This window comes from Pseudomonas sp. FP603, assembly GCF_030687415.1.
In the GTDB taxonomy this organism is placed as follows: domain Bacteria; phylum Pseudomonadota; class Gammaproteobacteria; order Pseudomonadales; family Pseudomonadaceae; genus Aquipseudomonas; species Aquipseudomonas wuhanensis.
The window spans coordinates 2,055,424-2,076,214 of record NZ_CP117431.1; the positions used below are offsets into that span (position 1 = coordinate 2,055,424).

Annotated in this window: 28 protein-coding genes; 21 read left to right on the forward strand and 7 right to left on the reverse strand. The window is 60.4% G+C overall.

Translation table 11 applies throughout. The annotated features are described in order from the left end of the window. Nucleotides 1-78: 78 nt before the first annotated feature. The 7 genes from PSH65_RS09435 to PSH65_RS09465 form a co-directional block, all read right to left on the reverse strand. Complete coding sequence (locus PSH65_RS09435; RefSeq protein WP_305425952.1) at nucleotides 79-450, reverse strand: glutathione S-transferase N-terminal domain-containing protein; 372 nt, start codon at nucleotides 448-450, stop codon at nucleotides 79-81. 101 nt (nucleotides 451-551) lie between these two features. Continuing rightward, nucleotides 552-1,097, reverse strand: coding sequence for a GTP cyclohydrolase I FolE (gene folE, locus PSH65_RS09440; protein WP_123496264.1), 546 nt, complete (start codon nucleotides 1,095-1,097; stop codon nucleotides 552-554). A 22-nt stretch (nucleotides 1,098-1,119) separates the two neighbouring features. After that, nucleotides 1,120-2,328 carry a site-specific integrase gene (locus PSH65_RS09445; protein ID WP_305425953.1) on the reverse strand — a complete coding sequence of 403 codons (1,209 nt, stop codon included), beginning with the start codon at nucleotides 2,326-2,328 and terminating at the stop codon, nucleotides 1,120-1,122. 285 nt (nucleotides 2,329-2,613) lie between these two features. Next, a complete protein-coding gene (locus PSH65_RS09450) occupies nucleotides 2,614-2,856 on the reverse strand; it encodes a pyocin activator PrtN family protein (RefSeq protein WP_305425954.1) in 243 nt (80 codons plus the stop codon). Continuing rightward, nucleotides 2,853-3,236, reverse strand: a complete 384-nt coding sequence (locus PSH65_RS09455; RefSeq protein ID WP_305425955.1) for a hypothetical protein — start codon at nucleotides 3,234-3,236, stop codon at nucleotides 2,853-2,855. The genes PSH65_RS09450 and PSH65_RS09455 overlap by 4 nt, the downstream gene beginning before the upstream one ends. Then, on the reverse strand, nucleotides 3,233-3,505 hold the full coding sequence (locus PSH65_RS09460) for a hypothetical protein (RefSeq protein WP_305425956.1): 273 nt from the start codon (nucleotides 3,503-3,505) through the stop codon (nucleotides 3,233-3,235). Before PSH65_RS09460 ends, PSH65_RS09455 begins: the two co-directional genes overlap by 4 nt. A gap of 521 nt (nucleotides 3,506-4,026) precedes the next feature. Continuing rightward, a complete protein-coding gene (locus tag PSH65_RS09465) occupies nucleotides 4,027-4,689 on the reverse strand; it encodes a LexA family transcriptional regulator (RefSeq protein WP_305425957.1) in 663 nt (220 codons plus the stop codon). A 99-nt stretch (nucleotides 4,690-4,788) separates the two neighbouring features. Between PSH65_RS09465 and PSH65_RS09470 the strand changes: the two genes are divergently transcribed. From PSH65_RS09470 to PSH65_RS09570, 21 genes are all read left to right on the forward strand, one after another. Then, nucleotides 4,789-4,986, forward strand: a complete 198-nt coding sequence (locus tag PSH65_RS09470) for a hypothetical protein (RefSeq protein ID WP_305425958.1) — start codon at nucleotides 4,789-4,791, stop codon at nucleotides 4,984-4,986. 136 nt (nucleotides 4,987-5,122) lie between these two features. Further along, nucleotides 5,123-5,611, forward strand: coding sequence for a phage regulatory CII family protein (locus PSH65_RS09475; RefSeq protein WP_305425960.1), 489 nt, complete (start codon nucleotides 5,123-5,125; stop codon nucleotides 5,609-5,611). Then, complete coding sequence (locus PSH65_RS09480; RefSeq protein WP_305425962.1) at nucleotides 5,604-5,810, forward strand: TraR/DksA C4-type zinc finger protein; 207 nt, start codon at nucleotides 5,604-5,606, stop codon at nucleotides 5,808-5,810. The genes PSH65_RS09475 and PSH65_RS09480 overlap by 8 nt, the downstream gene beginning before the upstream one ends. Then, on the forward strand, nucleotides 5,807-8,506 hold the full coding sequence (locus PSH65_RS09485) for a DUF5906 domain-containing protein (RefSeq protein WP_305425964.1): 2,700 nt from the start codon (nucleotides 5,807-5,809) through the stop codon (nucleotides 8,504-8,506). Before PSH65_RS09480 ends, PSH65_RS09485 begins: the two co-directional genes overlap by 4 nt. A 328-nt stretch (nucleotides 8,507-8,834) precedes the next feature. Next, nucleotides 8,835-9,323: a hypothetical protein gene (locus PSH65_RS09490; protein WP_305425965.1), complete on the forward strand. Its 489-nt coding sequence runs from the start codon at nucleotides 8,835-8,837 to the stop codon at nucleotides 9,321-9,323. Nucleotides 9,324-9,579: 256 nt separating this feature from the next. Further along, nucleotides 9,580-9,918, forward strand: coding sequence for a phage holin family protein (locus PSH65_RS09495; RefSeq protein WP_086945412.1), 339 nt, complete (start codon nucleotides 9,580-9,582; stop codon nucleotides 9,916-9,918). A gap of 131 nt (nucleotides 9,919-10,049) precedes the next feature. Next, nucleotides 10,050-10,574, forward strand: a complete 525-nt coding sequence (locus PSH65_RS09500; protein ID WP_348529757.1) for a terminase small subunit — start codon at nucleotides 10,050-10,052, stop codon at nucleotides 10,572-10,574. Next, the gene (locus PSH65_RS09505; protein WP_348529758.1) at nucleotides 10,519-12,507 is read left to right on the forward strand and encodes a terminase gpA endonuclease subunit; all 1,989 of its coding nucleotides are present in this window, start codon (nucleotides 10,519-10,521) and stop codon (nucleotides 12,505-12,507) included. The genes PSH65_RS09500 and PSH65_RS09505 overlap by 56 nt, the downstream gene beginning before the upstream one ends. 10 nt (nucleotides 12,508-12,517) lie before the next feature. Then, nucleotides 12,518-12,733, forward strand: a complete 216-nt coding sequence (locus PSH65_RS09510; RefSeq protein ID WP_054597792.1) for a hypothetical protein — start codon at nucleotides 12,518-12,520, stop codon at nucleotides 12,731-12,733. A gap of 2 nt (nucleotides 12,734-12,735) precedes the next feature. Continuing rightward, nucleotides 12,736-14,346: a phage portal protein gene (locus tag PSH65_RS09515; protein WP_305425969.1), complete on the forward strand. Its 1,611-nt coding sequence runs from the start codon at nucleotides 12,736-12,738 to the stop codon at nucleotides 14,344-14,346. Nucleotides 14,347-14,348: 2 nt separating this feature from the next. Further along, nucleotides 14,349-15,581 (forward strand): S49 family peptidase, encoded by a 1,233-nt coding sequence (locus PSH65_RS09520; RefSeq protein ID WP_305425970.1) that lies wholly within the window; start codon nucleotides 14,349-14,351, stop codon nucleotides 15,579-15,581. 12 nt (nucleotides 15,582-15,593) lie between these two features. Continuing rightward, the gene (locus tag PSH65_RS09525) at nucleotides 15,594-15,944 is read left to right on the forward strand and encodes a head decoration protein (RefSeq protein WP_305425971.1); all 351 of its coding nucleotides are present in this window, start codon (nucleotides 15,594-15,596) and stop codon (nucleotides 15,942-15,944) included. A gap of 13 nt (nucleotides 15,945-15,957) precedes the next feature. After that, a complete protein-coding gene (locus tag PSH65_RS09530; RefSeq protein ID WP_305425972.1) occupies nucleotides 15,958-16,986 on the forward strand; it encodes a major capsid protein in 1,029 nt (342 codons plus the stop codon). Nucleotide 16,987: 1 nt separating this feature from the next. Beyond that, nucleotides 16,988-17,212: a hypothetical protein gene (locus PSH65_RS09535; protein ID WP_305425973.1), complete on the forward strand. Its 225-nt coding sequence runs from the start codon at nucleotides 16,988-16,990 to the stop codon at nucleotides 17,210-17,212. Between the two features lie 2 nt (nucleotides 17,213-17,214). After that, nucleotides 17,215-17,529 (forward strand): hypothetical protein, encoded by a 315-nt coding sequence (locus tag PSH65_RS09540; protein WP_305425974.1) that lies wholly within the window; start codon nucleotides 17,215-17,217, stop codon nucleotides 17,527-17,529. Next, nucleotides 17,526-18,182, forward strand: a complete 657-nt coding sequence (locus PSH65_RS09545) for a hypothetical protein (protein ID WP_305425975.1) — start codon at nucleotides 17,526-17,528, stop codon at nucleotides 18,180-18,182. Before PSH65_RS09540 ends, PSH65_RS09545 begins: the two co-directional genes overlap by 4 nt. A 1-nt stretch (nucleotide 18,183) precedes the next feature. Next, nucleotides 18,184-18,705: a hypothetical protein gene (locus PSH65_RS09550; RefSeq protein WP_305425977.1), complete on the forward strand. Its 522-nt coding sequence runs from the start codon at nucleotides 18,184-18,186 to the stop codon at nucleotides 18,703-18,705. Next, complete coding sequence (locus PSH65_RS09555) at nucleotides 18,702-19,289, forward strand: phage baseplate assembly protein V (RefSeq protein WP_305425978.1); 588 nt, start codon at nucleotides 18,702-18,704, stop codon at nucleotides 19,287-19,289. Before PSH65_RS09550 ends, PSH65_RS09555 begins: the two co-directional genes overlap by 4 nt. A gap of 55 nt (nucleotides 19,290-19,344) precedes the next feature. Continuing rightward, on the forward strand, nucleotides 19,345-19,578 hold the full coding sequence (locus tag PSH65_RS09560) for a hypothetical protein (protein ID WP_305425979.1): 234 nt from the start codon (nucleotides 19,345-19,347) through the stop codon (nucleotides 19,576-19,578). Nucleotides 19,579-19,583: 5 nt separating this feature from the next. Continuing rightward, nucleotides 19,584-19,910 (forward strand): GPW/gp25 family protein, encoded by a 327-nt coding sequence (locus PSH65_RS09565; protein ID WP_305425980.1) that lies wholly within the window; start codon nucleotides 19,584-19,586, stop codon nucleotides 19,908-19,910. After that, complete coding sequence (locus tag PSH65_RS09570) at nucleotides 19,907-20,791, forward strand: baseplate J/gp47 family protein (RefSeq protein ID WP_305425981.1); 885 nt, start codon at nucleotides 19,907-19,909, stop codon at nucleotides 20,789-20,791. The genes PSH65_RS09565 and PSH65_RS09570 overlap by 4 nt, the downstream gene beginning before the upstream one ends.

A 20,791-nucleotide genomic window follows, 5' to 3' on the forward strand; every position in this document is an offset into this window, starting at 1 on the left:
ACAGATCCCATTTACTCTACAAATCCCTGTGGGAGCGTGGCTTGCCCGCGATGGCGCCGGTCGAAACACCACAAAACCTCAGGCAGCCGCAAACCGCTTATCCAGATAATCAATGATCACCTTGGACTCATACATCCAGGTGGTCTGGCCATTCTCTTCGATGCGCAGGCACGGCACCTTGATCTTGCCACCTTGCTCCAGCAGGGTCTGGCGATCCTGTTCGTTGTTCTTCGCATCACGCAGTGCCACCGGAACGTTCAGACGACGCAGGGTACGGCGGGTTTTCACGCAGAACGGGCAGGCGTGGAACTGATAAAGGGTCAGGTCCTTGGCGGCCGCTTCGACCTGAGCTTGAGCGGCGGCAGGGCGCTGCTTCTTGCCTGGACGAGTGATGAAGTCGATGAAGATGATCAGTTGGCCGAGGCCGACACGAAGCGCTTTTACGAACACGGATAAGCCTCACAGGGGTAAACAGAAAGGCGCGCAGCTTACCTGATTTTCGCAGGCGAAAAAAAACCGGCGATCAGTGCCGGTTTTCTTCGTGCTGCGAGTTACTTGATCAGGCTGAGAAACTCGCTGCGGGTGGCCGCGTTTTCGCGGAACTCGCCGAGCATCACCGAGGTGATCATCGTCGAATTCTGTTTCTCCACACCGCGCATCATCATGCACATGTGCTTGGCCTCGATCACCACCGCAACGCCCAGGGCGCCGGTGACTTGCTGGACCGCGTCGGCGATCTGGCGGCTGAGGTTTTCCTGGATCTGCAGGCGGCGGGCGTACATATCGACGATACGCGCGACTTTCGACAGCCCAAGAACCTTGCCGCTCGGGATGTAGGCGACATGAGCCTTGCCGATGAACGGCAGCATGTGGTGCTCGCACAACGAGTAGAGCTCGATGTCCTTGACCAGCACCATCTCGCTGTTGTCGGAGCTGAACAAGGCACCGTTGGTGACCTCTTCCAGTGTCTGTTCATAACCGCGGCAGAGGTACTGCATGGCTTTGGCGGCACGTTTTGGCGTGTCGAGCAGGCCCTCGCGGGAGGCGTCCTCGCCCAATTGGCCGAGAATCTCGGTGTAATTCTGTTCCAGTGTCACAGGGGCTGATTCCATAAGGGTTTCAGAGGGGTACTGTTTCAGGCTGTACCAATTTTGTACCAATCCAGCTGTTTTCGAGCTTCCCGAGTTCACCCCAGTCGGTGCTGGAGTTTATCCATCGGGCGTAGGTCGATAGCAGCATCTGAACGCTATGACCGAGCTGAGTGGCAATAAATGCAGGGTTCATACCCGCCATGAGGCACATGGTAGCGTATGTGTGTCGGCAGTTGTATTGCCGGCGGGCGCGAAGCTTCAAATCGCTTAGCGCGGCCTGGAAGTGTTTGTCGGTCACACTCGACTGCTGGATGAACTCGAAGTTCTTGGTGGGCGGGAACACAAACGGCGACTCCGCCTGCTTGCGACGGCTCTGCTTCGCGCGTGTTTTGGCCATGCGCTCGGCTTGTTCTATCGCGTGCAAAGCGCGACTGTTGAGCATGACCTGGCGGATATTGCGGGTTTTGGTCCGCTCTTCGATCTTGTAGTCCGCGACGATCCGACACACATTGACCAGGCGCTTTTCCTTGTCGACCTCCTCCCAGCGCAGAGCTGCGATCTCGCTGGGGCGCATGCCGGTATAAAAGGCGAATTCGAAGTACGCCGCGTAGATTTGCATTGAGTGGGTCAAGGTCTGGTACAGGTGATCGATGATCTTATTGGCCTCATCCACCGTGAAGGGGTCAATCGGCTTCTTAGCTTTCACCGGCAGTTCGATGGACTCGACCGGGTTGCGGGTGATCAGCCCGTCCTTCACTGCGGTGCCGAACACCGTGGTCAGGCGCTGGATCGCCGCGCGCTTCACGCCCGGCGTTGGCCACTCGGTGTTCGCTACAACTTTGCGCAGCATGACCGACGTGATGCTGTCGATGGGCAGCATTGCAAGGTAGGGCATCCAGTACAGATTCAGTGAGCCGAGGTAGTTCTTGCGCGTCCCCGCCACGATCTCGCGACTGTTGAGCCACTCCTGGGCGTACTCCCCGAAACGGGGAGTCGCCGAGTAGTTGGCGTACGTGGAGTTGGGGAACAGTTCGGCATAGCGCTGATCATCCAGCACGCCATGCTTGATCAGGCTGGTTACGTGAGCGCGTAGGTCGGCGGCAGCCTTAATCCCCTTCGGCGTTTGGGGATAGGGGAGGGTTTCGCAACGGCGTTGCCCGTTCCAGGTGAAGCGAATGCGGACGGACTGTCCAGCAAATTCAACTCCGGTGGGCAATCCCATTGGCTTTCGAGCCATGCCTCGTATCTCCTGATGCTGTAATAAATGCGGCTGTCGATGGTGTTCCAGACGCCTTTGGGAATGACTCCTCTGGCTCGCTTGCCTTGCAATGCTCGGCGGGTCGTGCCGACCAGTTCGGCCATTTTCTCCTCCGGAATTTTGTCGATCTGGCAAATCTCAACAGCCGGTTCGGGGGCGATTGGGTCTAGAGGCGTGTGCATATGCTGTGTTCCTTGTTTGAGCCAGCTGCCGGATCTTTGGTGAGAGGACGGCAGCCGGATTTGGGTAACCTAGCCTCTGAAATCAAGCCGCTTCTGTTGCTGCTTGGGCGTCGAGGTAGTCGGCGAGGTCATGTAGGTAAACCACGGGTTTAGCCCGCGCTGAGCTGTGCAAGCGTTTGATGTTCAACGGAATGCGGCCTGCCTTGATTTCCTTCAGCAAATAGCGGTCGGTTCGGATGTGTGAGAAGTACCGTTCGCGTACTTCGGCAATAGACGGGCAAGGTGTATCGAATTGCTTTCTAAGCTGGGTGAGGGTGCTGGTCACGCTGCATCCTCCCCGTGCCCCTCGGCTTGTGGCAGCAGCTTCAAGCGAATCAACTCCGCCAGACCTTCTTTGCTGCGACCCATAGCTGCAGCGCAAACGTGACCTTTTTTGTCCGCTACAACCGCCCCATAAGGAAACTCTGGAGAGTTGGTAGGAGTGACGTAAGCCGTCTGACCTTCCAAGATCACTGCGTTGACGCTACGGAAAACCTCAGCAAGTTCCACGCTCAGCGGGGGCATGCTTTCGAGCAGTTGGACGGCTTCTGTTGCCGCACCAACGAGCGTCGCCCGGCTGATAACTCCAGGGCAATTCAGGTAAATCGGAATCAGTTTTAAGGTCCCTACTGCTTGCGTATATGCGTTGTAGTAATTGGTCTTCATGCAGCGACTTCCTTATCCGTGATTACGATGCCCAGTTTTTTCGCAAGCCACTGGATGCCTGTCTCGGTGACCATCACTACTGCGTAGTGCTTGAGTCGTTTCGGACCTACTTGGACGCTTCGCGGATCGGAGAACAAATGGCCGCTGTCACGGTGGTGACTCGCTAGATCGCCCGCTGGCGTGAGAATGCGTAACTCGCGGAGCGCCTTGCGAAGGGCGCGTGGTTTGACGCCAAACAAGGCCGCGGTCTGGTCAAGAGTACGATTCATGTCGAACTCCTTCTGAAATGACGTTTTCTGCGATTTGGCGGTTTGCTACTTCGTGCATGAAGTCACGTAGATGTAGGTGATTGGCTCGATCACCGCGACGCAGCTTCACCTGGTCTGAGCGCCCCGCCACGTCGACTCGGACAAGTGCGTATTCCGCAGTCAACTCAACATCGAACACCGCTTGGATTGTTTGCGCTGGCCGCATCATTGAGCAGGCAGCTCGGCCGCCTGTTTGCAACATGTGATGCAGCAGGTCTTGTTCTATAAGTGGTAGCTGAAAGCAATTCATGGCGTATCACCATGCTCAATTTGTCGGACTTCTATCGTGGTTTCATCCGGCAAACTGTTCGCAGTAACTACATTTTCGTGGGGCGCTATAGAGGTCATCGCTCGTGCTCTTGGTGAGAGGTATACGAGGCGAACAATACAAATACGTATCGATCTGGTCAATACGAATGTGTATTGATTTTTCCATGACCACAAAAAAACCGCCTAAAGGGCGGTCTTGTGGGGAGAGCGATTTAGAAAATTTCCAGTTTTGAAATGACAACCCCGCAAATCACGGCATCTGGCGGTAGCTCAATAATGGGTTCTGGCCACGATGGGTTGAGAGGCTTGAGAAACTGACGATGCCCCTCCAAGACCAGTTGCTTGAACGTTGCTTCATCACTGTTTGTCAGTTTGGCGATGACAAGAGATCCGTTTTCTGGATCCTTCGCTGGGTCGACGTAGATGATGTCGCCATCTCGAAAAGATCGACGTTCATGAGGATTGAACATTGAAAGCCCGCGCACACGAAGCGCATAGGTTTTCTTACTATGAGATACGGCGCATGGAAGCCAAATCTCCGCATCGCCGATATTCATAATATCGATTGCTTCGCACCACGCACCCGCTTGTACCCATGAAATCAATGGAACAGAACCTTTAATAGCAGGACCTGGCTCCACGTTGGCGTGCGCAAACGTACTTGCCTCAGATCCTGCGCTCTTACCAGTCCACAACCAATTCGAAGTAACAGCAAGAGCCTTCGCAATTTTTTCGACGTTCGATTGCCTCGGACTAAGCGATTCACCGGTGATTATTCTGTGAATAGTTGGTTGAGGTACGCCGGATCTGCGACCTAATTCACCTTCTGATAGCTGAAGCTCCGTCATGCGCTGAGCTATACGCTTGCCTATCACATGTTGGTCCTCTGATTCGTAAACGTATTGGGAGTGTATTGCGCTCGTCGATACGCATGCGTATTATCAGCTCAATGCGAAAACGCATTGGTGAATCACATGACTATTCAAAAGATGCTGAACGTACTTCTGGGGCTTGGCTATTCGCAGCGTGCGATTGCGGAGCGTGTCGGAACGACGCAACCCACGATTTTTCGAGCTGCTAAGGGTGCGGATATTCGATACGAAACGGGCAAAGCAATTGAACGGCTTTTTGAGCAAGAAAAAGGCGCTGAGACCCAGCAGGAAATAGCTTAAAGGTGCCAGGCCGGGGCCTCTCACCAAAGATCCCCCAGCCCGGCGACGACGATACACAGCAATGCACATCGGTCGTGGTCGTAGGATAGGTTGTGCCTGTTCCTATGGCTAGACCGTAAAAGGAGTTTTTACGGTTATGAGTCGCAACGCAAAACTGCCGGCCCCTGAGCCGGTTCTTTCTCTTCGAAAGGCGCTGTACCGCGCCGGCCATTCCTACAGAGGCGGTGTCACTGCCTTGGCCCTGGATATGGTTATCGATTACGACACCCTGCAGAAAAAGCTGAAGCACGACTTCGAGCAACGCTGGCTGGATCCGGACGAACTGGAAGAAGTTATCCGGTTGACGGCCAGCCCTGTATTGCTGGATGCGCTAATGCGTCCTGCGGGAATGGTTTGGTACAAACCCGAAGCCGCGGCTCCTACAAAGCAGGCGCTTTTGGCCGTCAGCAAGTTGCTGCACGAAACAGGACTATTTGTTTCCAGCATGCACGAGGGCGCAGCGGACAACGTGTGGGAACAGCACGAAGTCGCTGAGCTGGAGAAACATGGTGCGGACGTGATCCGCGCAGTGCTGGGCATCATGGCCGGCGCCCGTCAGGCGATGGAGGGGCACGAGCATGGCTGATGTGATCGATACGGCCAACGACCAAGCCGATTATTTCCTCCAGGTCGCTTTGGATCGTCGCCCCCGCCCGGTAGTAGGTATCGCCAGTTCCGAATATTGCGCTGACTGTGATGAGCCCATCCCGGTACTTCGTCAGCATACGATCGAAGGGTGTCAGACCTGCGTCAGCTGCCAGGCTTTGCGGGAGCGTCGCCGATGAGTGAGCTGGTCAAAGGAGCGCCCATAGCAGAGTGGGCGCAACGTTACATCGACTCCTTCAATCTCGCCCTGGTTCCCATTGAGGCAGGGGAGAAGGCCCCCAAGGGCATGGGCTGGAACAAGCCCGGGGGCTACATCACCGAAGCGGCGAAAGCCGCTCTTTTTTGGCAAACCAATCCTGCGCACAACTTGGGTGTGGTGCTGGGTCCAAGCCGCGTCTGCTCGTTAGACGTGGATGATGTGCAATGGACGAGGCATCTCCTCTACGAATTGCTGGAGATTGATCTGGATGCAATGGCGTTGGTATTCCCGACGGTTGTTGGGAACCCCGCACGCTTTCGGATCATGTTTCGTGTGCCGGACGGCATCGAGCTGACCCGGCATGCATTGGCGTGGCCGAACGAGAAAGATCCGGATGGCACGATCCACAAGGGTTTGATCGAGAAAGCCAAGGCTGCCAAAGCTGCTGGCGATGCGGTGGGGGAGATCGTGGCGCGGGCTGAGGCCGAGGAGTTCAAGCGCTTTACGGTATTCGAGCTGCGTGCGGGCTTGGTGCAGGACGTGTTGCCTCCATCGATCCATCCAGGTACGGGCAAACCTTACGCCTGGCGTACGCCACCTAAGACAGAGGATGGTTTGCCGGTGCTGCCCTCTGAGTTGCTGGCTATCTGGAACAATTGGGAGATTTTCAAGCGTGACGCCGAGGCTGCGTGTCCCTGGGCGGTGAAGGCAAAAAAGCCTCTTGGCAAGCCGATCAAGCGCCAGGCACCGGCCAATGGCAAGCAACCCTCTGTAATCGACGAGTTCAACCGCTGTCACGACGTGGAAGAGTTGCTGCGCGCCAATGGTTACACCAAACGCGGCGGCAAGTGGCTCTATCCACAGAGCAGCACAGGGTTGCCGGGCATCACGGTGACCGAGGGTAAGGTGTATTCGCACCACGGCGCCGATCCGCTCGCCAACGGACACCAGAACGACGCCTTTGAAGTGTACTGCCTACTCGAGCACGGCGGTGATCAGTCGCGGGCGGTCAAGGAGGCGGCGCGCCTGTTGGGTATGCAGCATTCGTCTCGACCGGATCCGCGAGATCTTCCCCCGCCCCCTTCTGGTGATGCAGCTGCGGCAGATGTGCATGATGAGGCGGCATCTAGCGAGGCGGCTCCTGCAACTCCCGGGGGAACGGGGGAGGAGTTAACCCTTGAGCAGGTGTTGCGTCGGTTTGCACTGGTGGAGGGCACCACGCATGTGTGGGACTGCGACCAGTCGAAGGTAATGAAGAAGTCGGCGTTCGAGGCCCGGGTAGGTAAGCCGTTGGCCAAGGCCTGGCTGGATGACACGGGCAAGCGTCTTATCTCCGATGACCACGTCCGTGACATCGAGCAGGCACGACGCATGGCCGGTAAAAAGGGCGGTGCCCTGGGCATGTCGCCGACGGATCGTTACGTGTACATCGACGGCACCAAGGACGTGTGGGACCGGGAGAAAAAGCGGCGTATCGCCGAAGGTGCGGTCAAGATGGCGTTGGGCGACACCTATCCGCTATGGCTCAACAGTAGCGAGCGGCGAACGGTGGATGTTGAACACATCGTGTTCGATCCGACCATGACCAAGGATCCGGCCGTGTACATCAATACCTTCGACGGGCTGCCGCTTGAGCCGGTCAGAGATGATGCAGCCTGCGCCAACCTGCGCTGGTTGATTTCGTTCCTTTGCAACCATGACGAAGATGCGGTGCGGTGGCTGACGTGCTGGCTGGCTTATCCGCTGCAGCATCTCGGCGCCAAGATGGACACCGCGGTGCTGATGCACTCCAGCATGGAAGGCTCGGGCAAGAGCCTGTTCTTTGCCGACACGCTCGGCATGTTGTACGGGCAGTACGCGGCGACGGTCGGACAGACTCAGCTGGAAAGCAATTTTAACGCTTGGCAAAGCCGCAAGCTTTGGGCGGTCTTCGAGGAGGTTGTGAGTCGCGACCAGCGCTACAACCAGGTAGGCAAGATCAAGCATCTGGTGACAGGCAAAACGGTACGAATGGAATCCAAGTTCATCAACGGCTGGGAAGAGGCCAACCACATGAACGCGGTGTTCCTGAGCAACGAGATCCTGCCCTGGCCCATCAGCGACACCGACCGGCGCATGCTGGTGGTGTGGCCATTGGAGACGTTGCCGGTGGAGCGCCAGAAGGCCATCGGCCAGGAGCTGCAGGAAGGCGGCGTCGCGGCGCTGTACGGTTGGCTATTGGCGGTCGACCTGGGCGATTTCAATCAGCGCACACGTCCACCGTCTACCGATGCCCGGGAGCGGTTGGTCGCCCTGAGTCGTGCCGGCTGGCAAACCTTCCTCCACCTGTGGAAGTACAGTGAACTCGGTCAGGGGTTATGGGGGCCATGCCTCTCCACGGATTTGTATTCGCTGTTCCTTGAGTGGTGCCAGCGCAACAAGGAGCACGTCATGAGTCAGACGAAGTTCTCATTGTTCATCAGTTCGGAGATGAACAAGACACGGGCGATCCCTTGGACCGATGGTAACAACCGACGATTCGGTGCGTTCTTCTTTCCGGTCGACCAGGACGCTTCCCCGCCCCCATCACTGAAAGCGGCCGAGCTTGGCAAGCAGGTCGAAAACTGGCGGGCCAAAGCGAAGCTGGCGGGCTGGAACGTGGACAACTGGGATCACATCAAGGCGGCTGCCGCATGACGACGCCTCTAAGTGTGTTGGGTGTGTCGGGTATGTGTTGGGTTGTCGTGGGCTACTCCACACAGTGTAAACCCCTATGTTTCGCGGACTGGCGGGCTTTGTGTCGGGTGTGTTGGGTTTACGTACGCGTGCGCGCATATGTGACGTTTTTTGATGGCAAAAATGGTGGTCGGAATTCCTTTCATGCGATGGGCGAAAACCCCAACACACCCAACACACTCAACTCAAATTGGATAAAGACCTTGGTTTTAAAGGGATTGTTTTGTGTTGGGTTTGTGTCGGGTATCGGGATTTTTGTGTGGGGTTCGATTGGCGGGGAAATGGGGCAATGATCGAGGAAATTGAAGAGCTGATGATGCACTGGGGGCGGCAGCACTGCCTGATTGGCGACGGGCCGGGGTTAGGCAGTCCGATGGCGACCATCATGCAATATGGCGGCAGCGCGCCGCGTGGAACACCGGGGTCTCGCGATCTTTTGCTGAACGGTGGCGGCGGAATGGATTACGTGGCTTGCGAGGTAGCCGCGGCGGTCGCCCAGTTGGGGAGGCAATCGGAGAAGGGGGCCAAGCTGGCAGCCTTGGCTCACAACCGCTACCTGGCGAATCCGCCGTTGCCGGTTCGCCGTCAGTTGCAGTTGCTGGGTTTACCCGAGGATGGCGACCGGACTTACCGCAATTGGGTGCACCGCATGCATCAGCAAGTGCAGCTCATTCTTACGGTGCGGACTGCGACGACGCGCAACTATGATCGGCGCAGTGGCAGTGCCCAGACCAATCTGACACGTGCCTCGTCCGTAAAGCGGCGTCTGGCGTACTGACCGTTCATCGGAGTGGATTGCCTCAAAGCTGCGTCAAAGTGAGCCAAAGTTGCGTCAAGTGTCACAACCGAAAATAGCCCCTTTTCGGTTTTTCCGGAGGGGGGTAAAAAGTCTCCACGATATGGAATTTGCGCCTTGGCGTAGAGCCCACGAACTATGCACTTTGTCCCGGGGTTACCCAGGACTCCGAAAACCCTGCCCACCCCGGCGGGGTTTTCTTTTTCCGGCGTTGGTGGCGCTACTACTGAGGCAGAACATGACAAATGAGCAGCAAGCGTTGGCTGAGATGCCGATCTGGTTAGTGATCGTCCTGGCCCTGGTTGGCGGCGTGTCGGGTGAGATGTGGCGGGCGGACAAAGATGGGGCGCGAGGTTGGGCATTGTTGCGTCGACTTGCACTTCGATCCGGTGCCTGTATCGCCTGCGGTGTGACAGCGATGATGCTGATGATCGCCGCCGGCATGTCGATCTGGACGGCAGGCGCTCTGGGTTGCCTGACCGCGATGGCCGGCGCCGATGTTGCAATCGGCCTTTACGAACGCTGGGTCGCCAAGCGGTTGGGCGTTTCCGAGTCGGCATCGACCGACCACACCTAGGCGGCCCCCCGGCTGGGGGCCGATTTTTCCGGGTCCTCCTCGAGGGCCGCCCCCTACACGGGTTACCGAACTCGCGGATTCTCTGCAGCTGAGAATCTTGCAGGGATGTCCGTCTTTTCAAAGGGTTAGATATGGGCAGGACAGTCAATAAGGCCGACTTGAGTGAGATCGTCGGCCGCGACGAACGCACCCTGACCCGTTGGCAAAACGACGGCATGCCCGTAGTCGAGTTTGGCATCGGGCGTGGCAACGAAAACCAGTACGACACTGAAGCCGTGATCCAGTGGCTGATGCATCAGGCCTCGCTCAACGGCAAAAAGGAATCCTCCCGCGACCGGCTCGACCGGATCCGGGCCGACCGCGAAGAGCTGGCGATGGCCAAGGATTTGGGTGAGGTGGTCATCGCCGATGACCTGATCGAACGCTTCGAGGCCATGATCACCGCCGCCAAAGTCGAATTACTCAACTCATTTCCGGACGCGCTGGCCGCCGAGCTGTCGGCGCGTTACGGCGTGGAGGTGGACGACCAACTGATCCGAGATCCCATTGAAGCCATCCTGAGGAGGCTGTCTGACTATGACAAGGATGATGCCCCGTCAGATGGATATTCTGACGAACCGGACGATTCGGAGCGCTTTGAGGAAGGCGGCGACTAAGGCGCTGCGCAGCGCCTGTCGCAAGTGGGCACCACCACCGCGCATGAGCATCATCGAGTGGGCGGACAAATACCGCTGGCTCGCGCCGGAAGAGGCGGCACGCCCTGGCAAATACCGCTTCGATGTGACGCCGCACCTGACTTGGCCGGGTGGTCCGCTGGAGGCGCTGGACGATCCGGCGGTTAGTGAGATCGTTGGCCGCAAATCGGCCCAGGTAGCCTGGACGTCGGGCGTATTGGGTAACGCCTTGGGTAAATGGATCGACATCGACCCGTCGCCGATTCTGGTGCTGTTCCCCAAGGCCGAAGCCGCCAAGCAGTACGTCGGTGAAAAGCTCGAACCAATGATCGAGGCCACGCCGCGGCTGCGCAAGAAAGTCGATCTGCGCAGCCGCAAGCTGCAGCAGCGTCAGGACTTCAAGCGGTTCCCCGGCGGGTTCCTGAAGATGGTCGGCTCCAACAGCCCGGCCAGCGTGAAATCCACACCGGTGCCTCGGGTGGCCATCGAGGAGCCCGACGACTGCAACCTCAACCTGCGCGGCCAGGGCGACAGCATCAAACTGGCCAAGGAGCGTCTGAAAACCTTTCGCCGTTCGAAGATCATCATCGGCGGTACGCCGACCATCAAAGGTCTGTCAGCGATTGATGCCGAGCTGGAACTGTCAGACAAGCGCGTTGGCCTGGTGCCGTGTCACGAATGTGGCCAGGAACATGCGCTGAGCTTCGACAACCTGCACTGTGATGAGGATCCGGATTACCTGCATGAGGTATACGGCAGGAAGCGGCCGGAGAAGGCCTTCTACTCGTGTCCGCATTGCGGTGCGATCTGGGACGACAACCAGAAGAACGCCAACCTCAAGCACGGACGCTGGTCGGCCACCGCCGAGTTTCGCGGGATCGCCGGCTACATCCTCAACGAGCTGTACGCGACGTTTTGGGGATCGCGCTTCCAGGTGCTGATGGAGAAAAAGCTTCAGGCCGAACACGCGGCGGCGCAGGGCAACATCGGGCCGATGATCGCCTTCGTCAACAGCTCGAAGGGCGAAAGCTACGAGTACCAGAGCGATGCGCCGAAGACCGACGAACTGGAGAAGCGTGCCGAACCTTACGCCGAACTGACGGCACCCAAAGGCGTACTGCTGATCACCGTCGGCGTCGACGTGCAGGGTGACCGACTGGCGCTGGTCATCACCGGCTGGGGGCGGGGCGAAGAATCCTGGCGATTGTATTGGGGGGAGTTGCATGGCAATCCCATCGATCCCCATGACAGCGTCTGGCAGGAACTGGATCGGGTTATCTCCCGGCCGATTCCCACCGAGGGCGGCGCTCAGTTGGCGGTATCGGCGGTCAGCATCGACAGCTCGGACGGCAACACGAGTGATGCGGTCTACAGCTACGTGCGGGATCGTCAGCGCTACAACGTGATGGCGATCAAAGGCGCGTCCATTGACAGCCGCGACAAGGAGATTTTCACCAAGCCGCCGCAGTCGGTGGATACCTCGCAAGACAACACTAAGGCCGCGAAATACGGCCTACGAGTGCACATCGTCGGCACGCACAAGGCTAAGACGTTGATCGACGGCCGCCTGCGGTTGAAGGGGGCAGGGCCTGGGCGTATGCACTGGTACAGCGAGATTCGCTCGGACTACTACGAGCAGCTCACCAACGAAGTGCTGGCGCCGCATCCGCGTAACCCCAGCAAGATGGTCTGGCAGAAAAAGGCCGGTCGCCGCAACGAGGCACTCGACTGTGAGGTGTATGCCTTGCACGCCGCACGCAGTTTGAAAACCCACCTGCTGCGCGATCACGAGTGGGATCAGTTGGAGCAGCAGCTGCTGCAGCCAACCCTGTTCAACACCGAACAACCGGTCGCACCGGTACCGCGCCGAGCAGTCGCTCGTGGGCGGGGCACCCGCAGTCGTGCGGGCTACTAAGGAAACAATCATGACAGACGCACAACAGCGCCTAGCGGAAGTTCGGGCGGCGATCTCTGACGTCCTGAAAAAAGGGCAGCGCCTGCGTCGTGCGGATCGCGAGCTGTACCGTGCTGAGCTGAACAGCCTGCGCTTGCTGGAGCAGCAGTACGCCAAGGAGGTCGCCCTGGAACAGGCCCAGCAACAGGGCCGTGGCCGCAACCGCATCTCTTACATGGCGATCTGACTATGGGCTTCTTTCGAAAGGATCCGGCCGAGCTGCTGATGCGCGAGGCCATCAAGCTCGCCAAGTCGGCATCCAGTGCACGGCCCATCGTTGCCCAAGGTGGCGGGGGCGGCACCGAGACCCGATGGCGGGGTGCCTCGCGCGTACTGCGCAGCATGGCCAGTTGGATTCCCGGTCTGGGCAGTCCGCGCCGCGACCTCGACCAGAGCGAGCGCCGGATGCTGGTAGCACGCTCACGGGACGCCATGCGCAACCACCTGATTGCCCGAGCAGCCATCACCCGCTTGCGCACCAACGTAGTGGGCACCGGGCTGGTCTGCCGTTCGCAGATCGATCACGACGCGCTTGGACTCAGTGAACAACAGGCGGAAGAACTCAACACCCGGCTTGACCGGTTGTGGTCGCTGTATGCCGACGATCCACGCGAATGCGACGCCGAAGCGACGCTCAACCACTACCAGCTGCAGGCGCTGGTGATGATCTCGTCGATGGTCTGCGGCGATGTGCTGATTGCCAGCCCCGACGATGAGCGTCCGGGTTGCGTATTCAGCACGCGCTTGCAATTGATCGAGTCGGATCGGGTGTGCAATCCGGCCGGCCAATTGGACAGCACTAACCTGGTGGACGGCGTCGAGTTCGACCGACTCGGCGCGCCGCTGGCATATCACGTCTGCAGCGGCTACCCAAACGAGTTCACCGCAGGCCAGTCTCTTCGTTGGGAGCGGTTGCCGGCCTTTGGTGAGGCCACTGGCCGGCGTAGGGTCATGCACGTCATGGCCGACAAGGAGCGACCGGGCCAGAAGCGTGGCGCGCCGTACTTGGCGCCGGTGCTGGAGCCACTGCAGAAGCTGGAGCGCTACAGCAGCGCCGAACTGATGGCGGCGGTGATCTCGGCGATGTTCACCGTGTTCATCAAGAAGAACAACGACTTTCAGGTCTCCAACTTGCCGCTGTCGGCGCTGGCCAACGAAGGCAACGGAGCCGGCGGCGACACCACCGCTGACGGCGAGTTGGCGTTGGGGGAGGGCGCGATTGTCGACTTGGGACAGGGCGAGGAGCCGGTGATCGCCAACCCGGCGCGGCCTAATGCGCAGTTCGATCCGTTCTTCACGGCGGTGGTGAAGGAGATTGGCGCCGCCCTGGAGCAACCGATGGAAGAGCTGTTGCTGCACTACAGCAGCAGTTACAGCGCGGCCCGTGCGGCGATGTTGCAGGCATGGCGCTTCTACAGCCTCCGCCGCTGGTGGCTGATCTGCGACTTCTGCCAGCCCAGCCGTGAACTGCTGATCGACGAAGCGGTGGCGCGTGGGTTGATCAAGTTGCCCGGCTACGCCGATCCGGCCAAGCGCAAGGCGTACTGCCAGGCGATCTGGATCGGTCCGGCACGCGGCGCCATCGATGAGCTGAAGGAAGCCAACGCCGCCGGCAAGCGCATCGAGATCGGCGTCAGCAACGAAACGCTGGAAACCGCCGCGATGACCGGCGAGCCGTGGCAGCAGGTGTACCGCCAGCGCGTGCGCGAAGTGGAGCAACGCCGTGCTGACGGCCTGCACGTTTTGCCCAAGGGGCGCGAGCAGGAAACGCCGCCGCCCACCAACCCCAACGAGGAATAACCATGCCCCGCGCATTTGAGCTGGCTGCCTCGCAGCCCTGGCTGATGCTGCCTGGCGCCCTGGATAACCTGCTGACCATTGCAGATCGGATGGGCGATCCGGCGGCGCTGGAGACCCGGACAGGCGTGCGCCTGGACAACAGCCGCACCGTCAGTACCCGCAATGGGGTGGCGATTATCCCGGTGGTCGGTCCGGTGTTTCGTTACGCCAATCTCTTCACCGAGATCAGCGGCGCGACCAGTACTCAGGTGCTGGCCACCGACCTGCAGACGGCACTGGATGACCCCAAGGTCAACGCGATCATTCTGAACATCGACAGCCCTGGCGGCGTGGCCGCCGGGATCAACGAGCTGGCCGACCAGATCCATGCAGCCCGATCCCGCAAGCGCATCGTCGCCTACATCGGCGGCACCGGGGCCAGCGCGGCCTACTGGATCGCCTCGGCAGCCAGCGAGATCGTTATCGATGAAACCGCGCTGGCCGGCAGCATCGGCGTTGTGGTCGAGGCAGTCGTGGAAGGCGAGGCGGCCAGCGGGCGCAAGCGCTACCAGATCGTCAGCCGCAACGCGCCGAACAAACGCGTGGATCTGGCCACCGAAGAGGGCCGGGCCAAGGTCGGCGAAACGGTCGATGCCATGGGCGACGTGTTCGTGGCCAAGGTTGCCCGCAACCTCGGTGTCGATCCCGAACGCGTGCCGGAGATGGGCGACTTTGGCGGGCTGCGTGTCGGCGCCGCCGCCGTCGAGTCCGGCCTGGCTCACCGCCTGGGCTCGCTTGAAGCACTGATTACTGAATTGGCCAAACCGGCCGCAACCCAACCGAGGAAATTCAATATGACCACCGTCAGCAGCACGGCGGAGTTGCGTGAGGCGCTGGCCGCCGGCACGGATCCGCAAACCATTCAGATTGCCCAAGCCAGCCAGCCGGATCTGGAGAGCATCCGCACCCAGAGTCGCGAGGAGGGCGCGAGCGCTGAGCGTGAACGCATCACCGGCATTCATGCCCTGGCGAGCAAGGGCTTCGAAGCCGAAATCTCTGCCGCCATCGATGCCGGCACCTCGGTCGAAGCCACCGCCCTGCAACTGTTCAAGGCGGCCCAGGATCGCGGTATTTCCCTGAATGCGATCAAGGCCGATGGCACCGGTGCCTCGACTTCCACCCCACCCGGCAATGACGACCAAGGCGAACGCAAGGCCGTGGTCGGCGCCATCGTCGCGGGCGCTTCGCGCCGCTGATTGGAGAACCTCATGAGCAACCCCGAACGCCAAACCTACGTGCCGGATCAGCTGTCGGCCGGTGCCTTCCCGGTGATGATCGACACCGCCGTGATCGCCGCCGGCCAGAGCCTCAAGCGAGGCGCTGTTCTGGGCCAGGTGAAAACCAGCGGCGAATACGTGCTGTGCGCGTCCGCCGCCACCGACGGCTCCGAGGCGCCGAAGGCAATCCTCGACCAGGCCACCGACACCAGCCAAGGCGCCCAGGTGGCGCCGATTCGTCTGACCGGCGAAGTGCTGGGCAGCCAACTCACTCTCGGCGCGGGCCTCACCCTGGCGCAGGCGAAAGCCGCGCTGCGTGGTCTGTGCCTGTTCATTCGCTAAACCGGAGTTTCCGATGGATATTTTTGATACACGCACCATGTTGGAAGCGGTCGAGCAGATGCCGACTGCGCGCCGTTTTCTGCTGAACACCTTCTTCAACGGCGGCAGCCCGGTGACGTTCCCCACCAAGACGGTGGACATCGACATCATCAAGGGAAAACGCAAGATGGCGCCGTTTGTTCACCCGCGCCTGCCAGGCAGCGTGTCGCTGCGCGACGGTTACCACACCGACAACTACACGCCGCCGTATATCCAGCCCAAGCGCGAGACCACCGCCGAACTGGTGCTCAAGCGTGCGGCCGGTGATAACCCATTTTCGTCGCGTACTCCACTGGAGCGCGCGGGGCAACTGCTGGGCAAGGATCTGCGCGACCTGGACGACGAGATCACCCGACGTGAAGAATGGATGTGCGCCCAAGCCCTGACCACCGGCAAGGTGAGCGTGGTCGGGGAGGGCGTGGACGACACCATCGACTTCCTGATGGCCAGCGACCACAAAATCAGCCTGGGCAGCGGTCAATGGGGTACTGCTGACAGCGACCCGATTGCCAACCTGCGTGGCTGGAAACGCAAGATCGCCAAGGATTCCGGGCGCACGGCCAATACCGTGGCTATGAGTGGCGAAGCGCTGGACGCTTTTCAGTCCAACGCGACGGTGATGAAGCAGCTCAACACCCGCCGTGTCGACATGGGTCTGATCAAGCCCGAAGAACTGCCAGATGGCGTGACTTACTTGGGCTACCTGAACGATCCGGGTGTCGACCTGTACGGCTATGACGAGTGGTACCTGGACGATGACGACGACGAACAGCCGATGATTCCGGCGGGTGGCCTGATCCTCGGCTCCACCTCGACGCGCAACGCCATGTTGTACGGCGCCATTCAGGACCTGGCTGCGGTAGAGAGCGGTCTGGTTGAGGCCGCGCGCTTTCCGAAAAGCTGGGTGACTGAAGAACCGAGTGCCCGCTGGCTGAAGCTGCAGAGCGCGGCCTTGGCCGGCCTGCTGGAGCCGGATGCCTTCATCTACGCCAAGGTGGTGTGACATGGCCAAAAAAGCTGAATACCTGGTGATCGATGGTTGTGTGCAGGACGGGCGCACGGTGGTGGTGAAGGGCGAGCCGTACAGTCCGCCGAGCAAAGAGGTGGCGGACGCACTGCTCGCCGAAGGGCGCATCGCCTCGATCAAGGATCCGCTTGCGCAGCAGCTGTTGCGTGAAACTCAGGGCCTCGCCGGTGACGCGGACGACAGCTCCGACGACGGTGCATAACCGTGCGCTTTCGGGAGTTGAGCGACGACATGGACGCCCTGGTGCTGGATGACCTGGGCGACATTGGACTGGTCGGCGATCGGGAGATCGCCGGCTTCTTTTCGGCGCCCTGGCTACAGCCGCGCATGGGGCGGATCAACACCGCGCTACGGGAACCGCAGTTCGAAATCCGCGTCAGCGATGCCGTGGGGATTGAGCCGGGGCAAGTGGTGGTCATCGACCTGCCGGTACAGGACGGTGGCGGCCAGTATGACCTGGTGAAGCTGGAGCCGGACGGCACCGGCTGGGTGGCGTTGCTATTGAGGGCCAAAGCATGAGCGTCGGCAGTCACTTCAAACCCTCGGTCAGCGGCGGAATGATCTCCCTGCAAACCTCGGCGGCGGATCTGAAAGCCTTTCAGGACTTCGCGGCCGTGGTGCCCAAGGCGGCGGCCAATGCCCAGCGCCGGGCGATCAACAAAACCCTGCGCTGGCTGAGCACACACATTGCTCGCGCTGTCGGTCGGCAAGAGCGCATTGCAGTCGCGGCGGTGCGTCAACGTCTGCGCAGTTATCCGGTCAGCGGCGGTGCCACCAGCGGCAAGTTGTGGTTCGGTCTCAATGCCATTGAGGCGAGCCGGATCGGCAACCCCAGGCAGGGCAAGTCCGCCGTGTCGGTGGCCGGCCGCCGCTATCAGGGGGCCTTTTACAAGAAGGTCTACGGCAACAGCGCGGACATCTGGATCCGTACGGCCAGTAAGCATTTCGATGCTGACGACTATCCCGACAGCACGGTGAGCGCGCGAGGTGGGGCGAGTTCGGGCTGGATCGCCGAACACGATAGTCGTTTCCCGCTGGCCAAGGCCAAGGTTTCCCTGGAGCAGGCTCGACCGCACTTCGAAAGCTGGGTGCGTAAGGCCGATGAGCACCTAGTGCATGTCCTGCAGCAGGAACTCAACTTTGAACTGCAGAAGTACCTGAAGGGGAAATGACGTGACGGACGAACCAGAAATCCCGTTCAGCCTTGAACAGCTGTACCAGGCCATCGAGCGGTACATCCATACGCACCTCCCAGGTGTGCAGACGGTCGCTGTGTGGCCAAACATCGAAGATCGAATCTGTCTGCCGGCGGTGTTCATCGAGCTGGCCGAAATGGAGCCGGGGCAAGATCCGGGGACCGGTGAGATGGGGCTGGCCTGCAAGTTCGAAGCGCGAGTGATCACCGATCCGATCCAGCCCGATCACCACCAGCAAGCGGTATTCCTTGCTGGGCAGCTCGCTGTGTTGCTGCGCCTGCAGAGCTGGGGCGTCGCAGTAGAGCCCGCCGAGTTTGTTCAGGCCATGCAGGACTGGACCAAGCCCGAGCTGGACGGCTACACCGTCTGGGTCGTGGAATGGACGCAGCAGATCTACCTCGGCGAAACCGACTGGCCATGGGCGGATCAGCCACCGGGCACGCTGGTGCTGAACATCGAGCCGGGCGATGGCGTGTTCCGTCCGGAGGAGGTGCCATGAGTTCGGGCTACGTCAGCGCGCAGCATGACCGGATGCTTGCCGGCTTGGTCAAGGATTGTTACGTGGTCGCGGTGGATCTCGCTGCATCTCCGCCGGTGTGTCGGGTTTCGGACGGCGAATGGGTCAGCGGCTGGGTGCGCTGGCACAGCGTCGCTGCCGGCAAGGCGCGGCATTGGCGGTCGCCCAGCCTGAACGAGCAGGGCACGCTGATCAGTACCAGCGGCGATGTGGCACAAGGCACGTTCATCCCCGGCCTGTACGGCAACGGCGGACCGCCACCGGACAACCGCGATCACGTCGAGGTCTGGCGTTTTGATGATGGCGGATCCTTGGTCTACGACTGGCAAGCCAAGAGCTACAGCATCAGCCTGCCGATGGGCACGGTCACCATCAAGGTTGGGGCGACCCAGGCCGAAGTGACCGACAACGCCGTCACGGTGAAGTCCGGCATGATCAACCTGGAGGCAACGGTGAACATCAAGGGCCCGGTCAACATCGACGGCACGCTGCACACCACGCAGAACATCACCAGTGACGGGGCGATCCTCGACACCACCGGCAACAGCAACCATCACTCGCACTAGCGACAACTTTTAACCCAGCCCGCCGCGTGCGGGTTTTTTCATTTCCGGAGCAACCATGGCCAAGCCTCAAGACGACTCGGCGGTGCAGGATCTAGCCGCCGCCACCTCCTCAACGCTGACGGCGTCGACCACGACTTTTCGCGACACCCTTTACACCTCCCGCACGCTGATCCTGCCGGATGACCGCGTGCTGGCCGTGGCGAAGGGCGTGATCGCGGTCAGCGCCACGGATGACGTGGCGCTGAAGTACCTCAAGGCCCACGCCGAGTTCGAGCCGCTTAAGGAGTAACTGCGATGATCGGAATGGATCGCCACACCGGGCAGCCCATCTCCGGCATCGAGCATTTACGCCAATCCGTTGCGGACATCCTCGGCACGCCGCTGATGAGCCGTCGTGAACGTCCGGAGTACGGCAGCAAGCTGCGGCGCATGGTCGACCTGCCCATCAACGAGGGCTGGAAGAGCGCCGCGCAAGCCGAGGCCGCCCGGGCGCTGGGCCAGTGGGAGCCGCGACTAACGCTTGAGCGGATACGTGTCCTGTCTGTTCTGGGCGGGCAAATCAATATGCAGATCAGCGGCGAATACCTCGGTGTGCGCGGCACGTTGGAGGTGTGGGTATGAGTACCCTGGTGGATCTGTCGGAACTGCCGGCGCCGGACGTTCTGGAGCCGTTGGACTTCGAGGAGGTGTACGGGGATGCGCTGGACGTGTTCCGTGGACACATGGGCGACAACTGGACCGCCTCGCTGGAAAGCGATCCCGTGACCAAGCTGCTGGAGGTCGGCAGCTACATCAAACTCGGCAACCGGGCACGGGTTAACGACGCGGCCAAGGCGCAGTTTCTGGCTTATGCCATCAACGGCGATCTCGATCAGTTGGCAGCCAACGTCAATCTCAAACGCTTGGTGATTCAGGCGGCGGATCCGCTGGCCGTGCCACCGGTCGAGGCGGTGCTGGAGTCCCACGACGCCCTGCGCGAGCGGGTGCAGATGGCCTATGAGGGGCTGACCACCGCCGGACCGCGCAACAGCTACATCCTGCACGCCCGCAATGCCTCGGCGCTGGTCGCCGATGCCACTGCGGAAAGCCCGGCGCCGGCCTGCGTCGACCTCACCGTGCTGGGGCTTGAAGGCGACGGCGAAGTCGGTCCGGATCTGCTGGCTTTGGTCGCCATAGCTGTGAATGACGACGACGTGCGTCCCGTCGGCGACCGCGTGACGGTGCGCAGCGCCGAGATCCTGCGCTACCGCATTGACGCCGTGCTGCACATGAAAGGTGCCGGCCCGGAAAACGATGCCGCGCTTGCCGAAGCGATCAAACGTCTGGCGGCGTGGATCAACCCGCGTCGACGGTTAGGGCTGGAGGTGGCGCGTTCCGGCGTCGATGCGCAGTTGCATGTGGCCGGGGTGGCGCGGGTTGAACTCAAGGATTGGCAGGATCTGGCCCCGACCAAGGCGCAGGCGGCGTACTGCACTGGTTTCAGCGTCGTGCTGGGAGGTTGA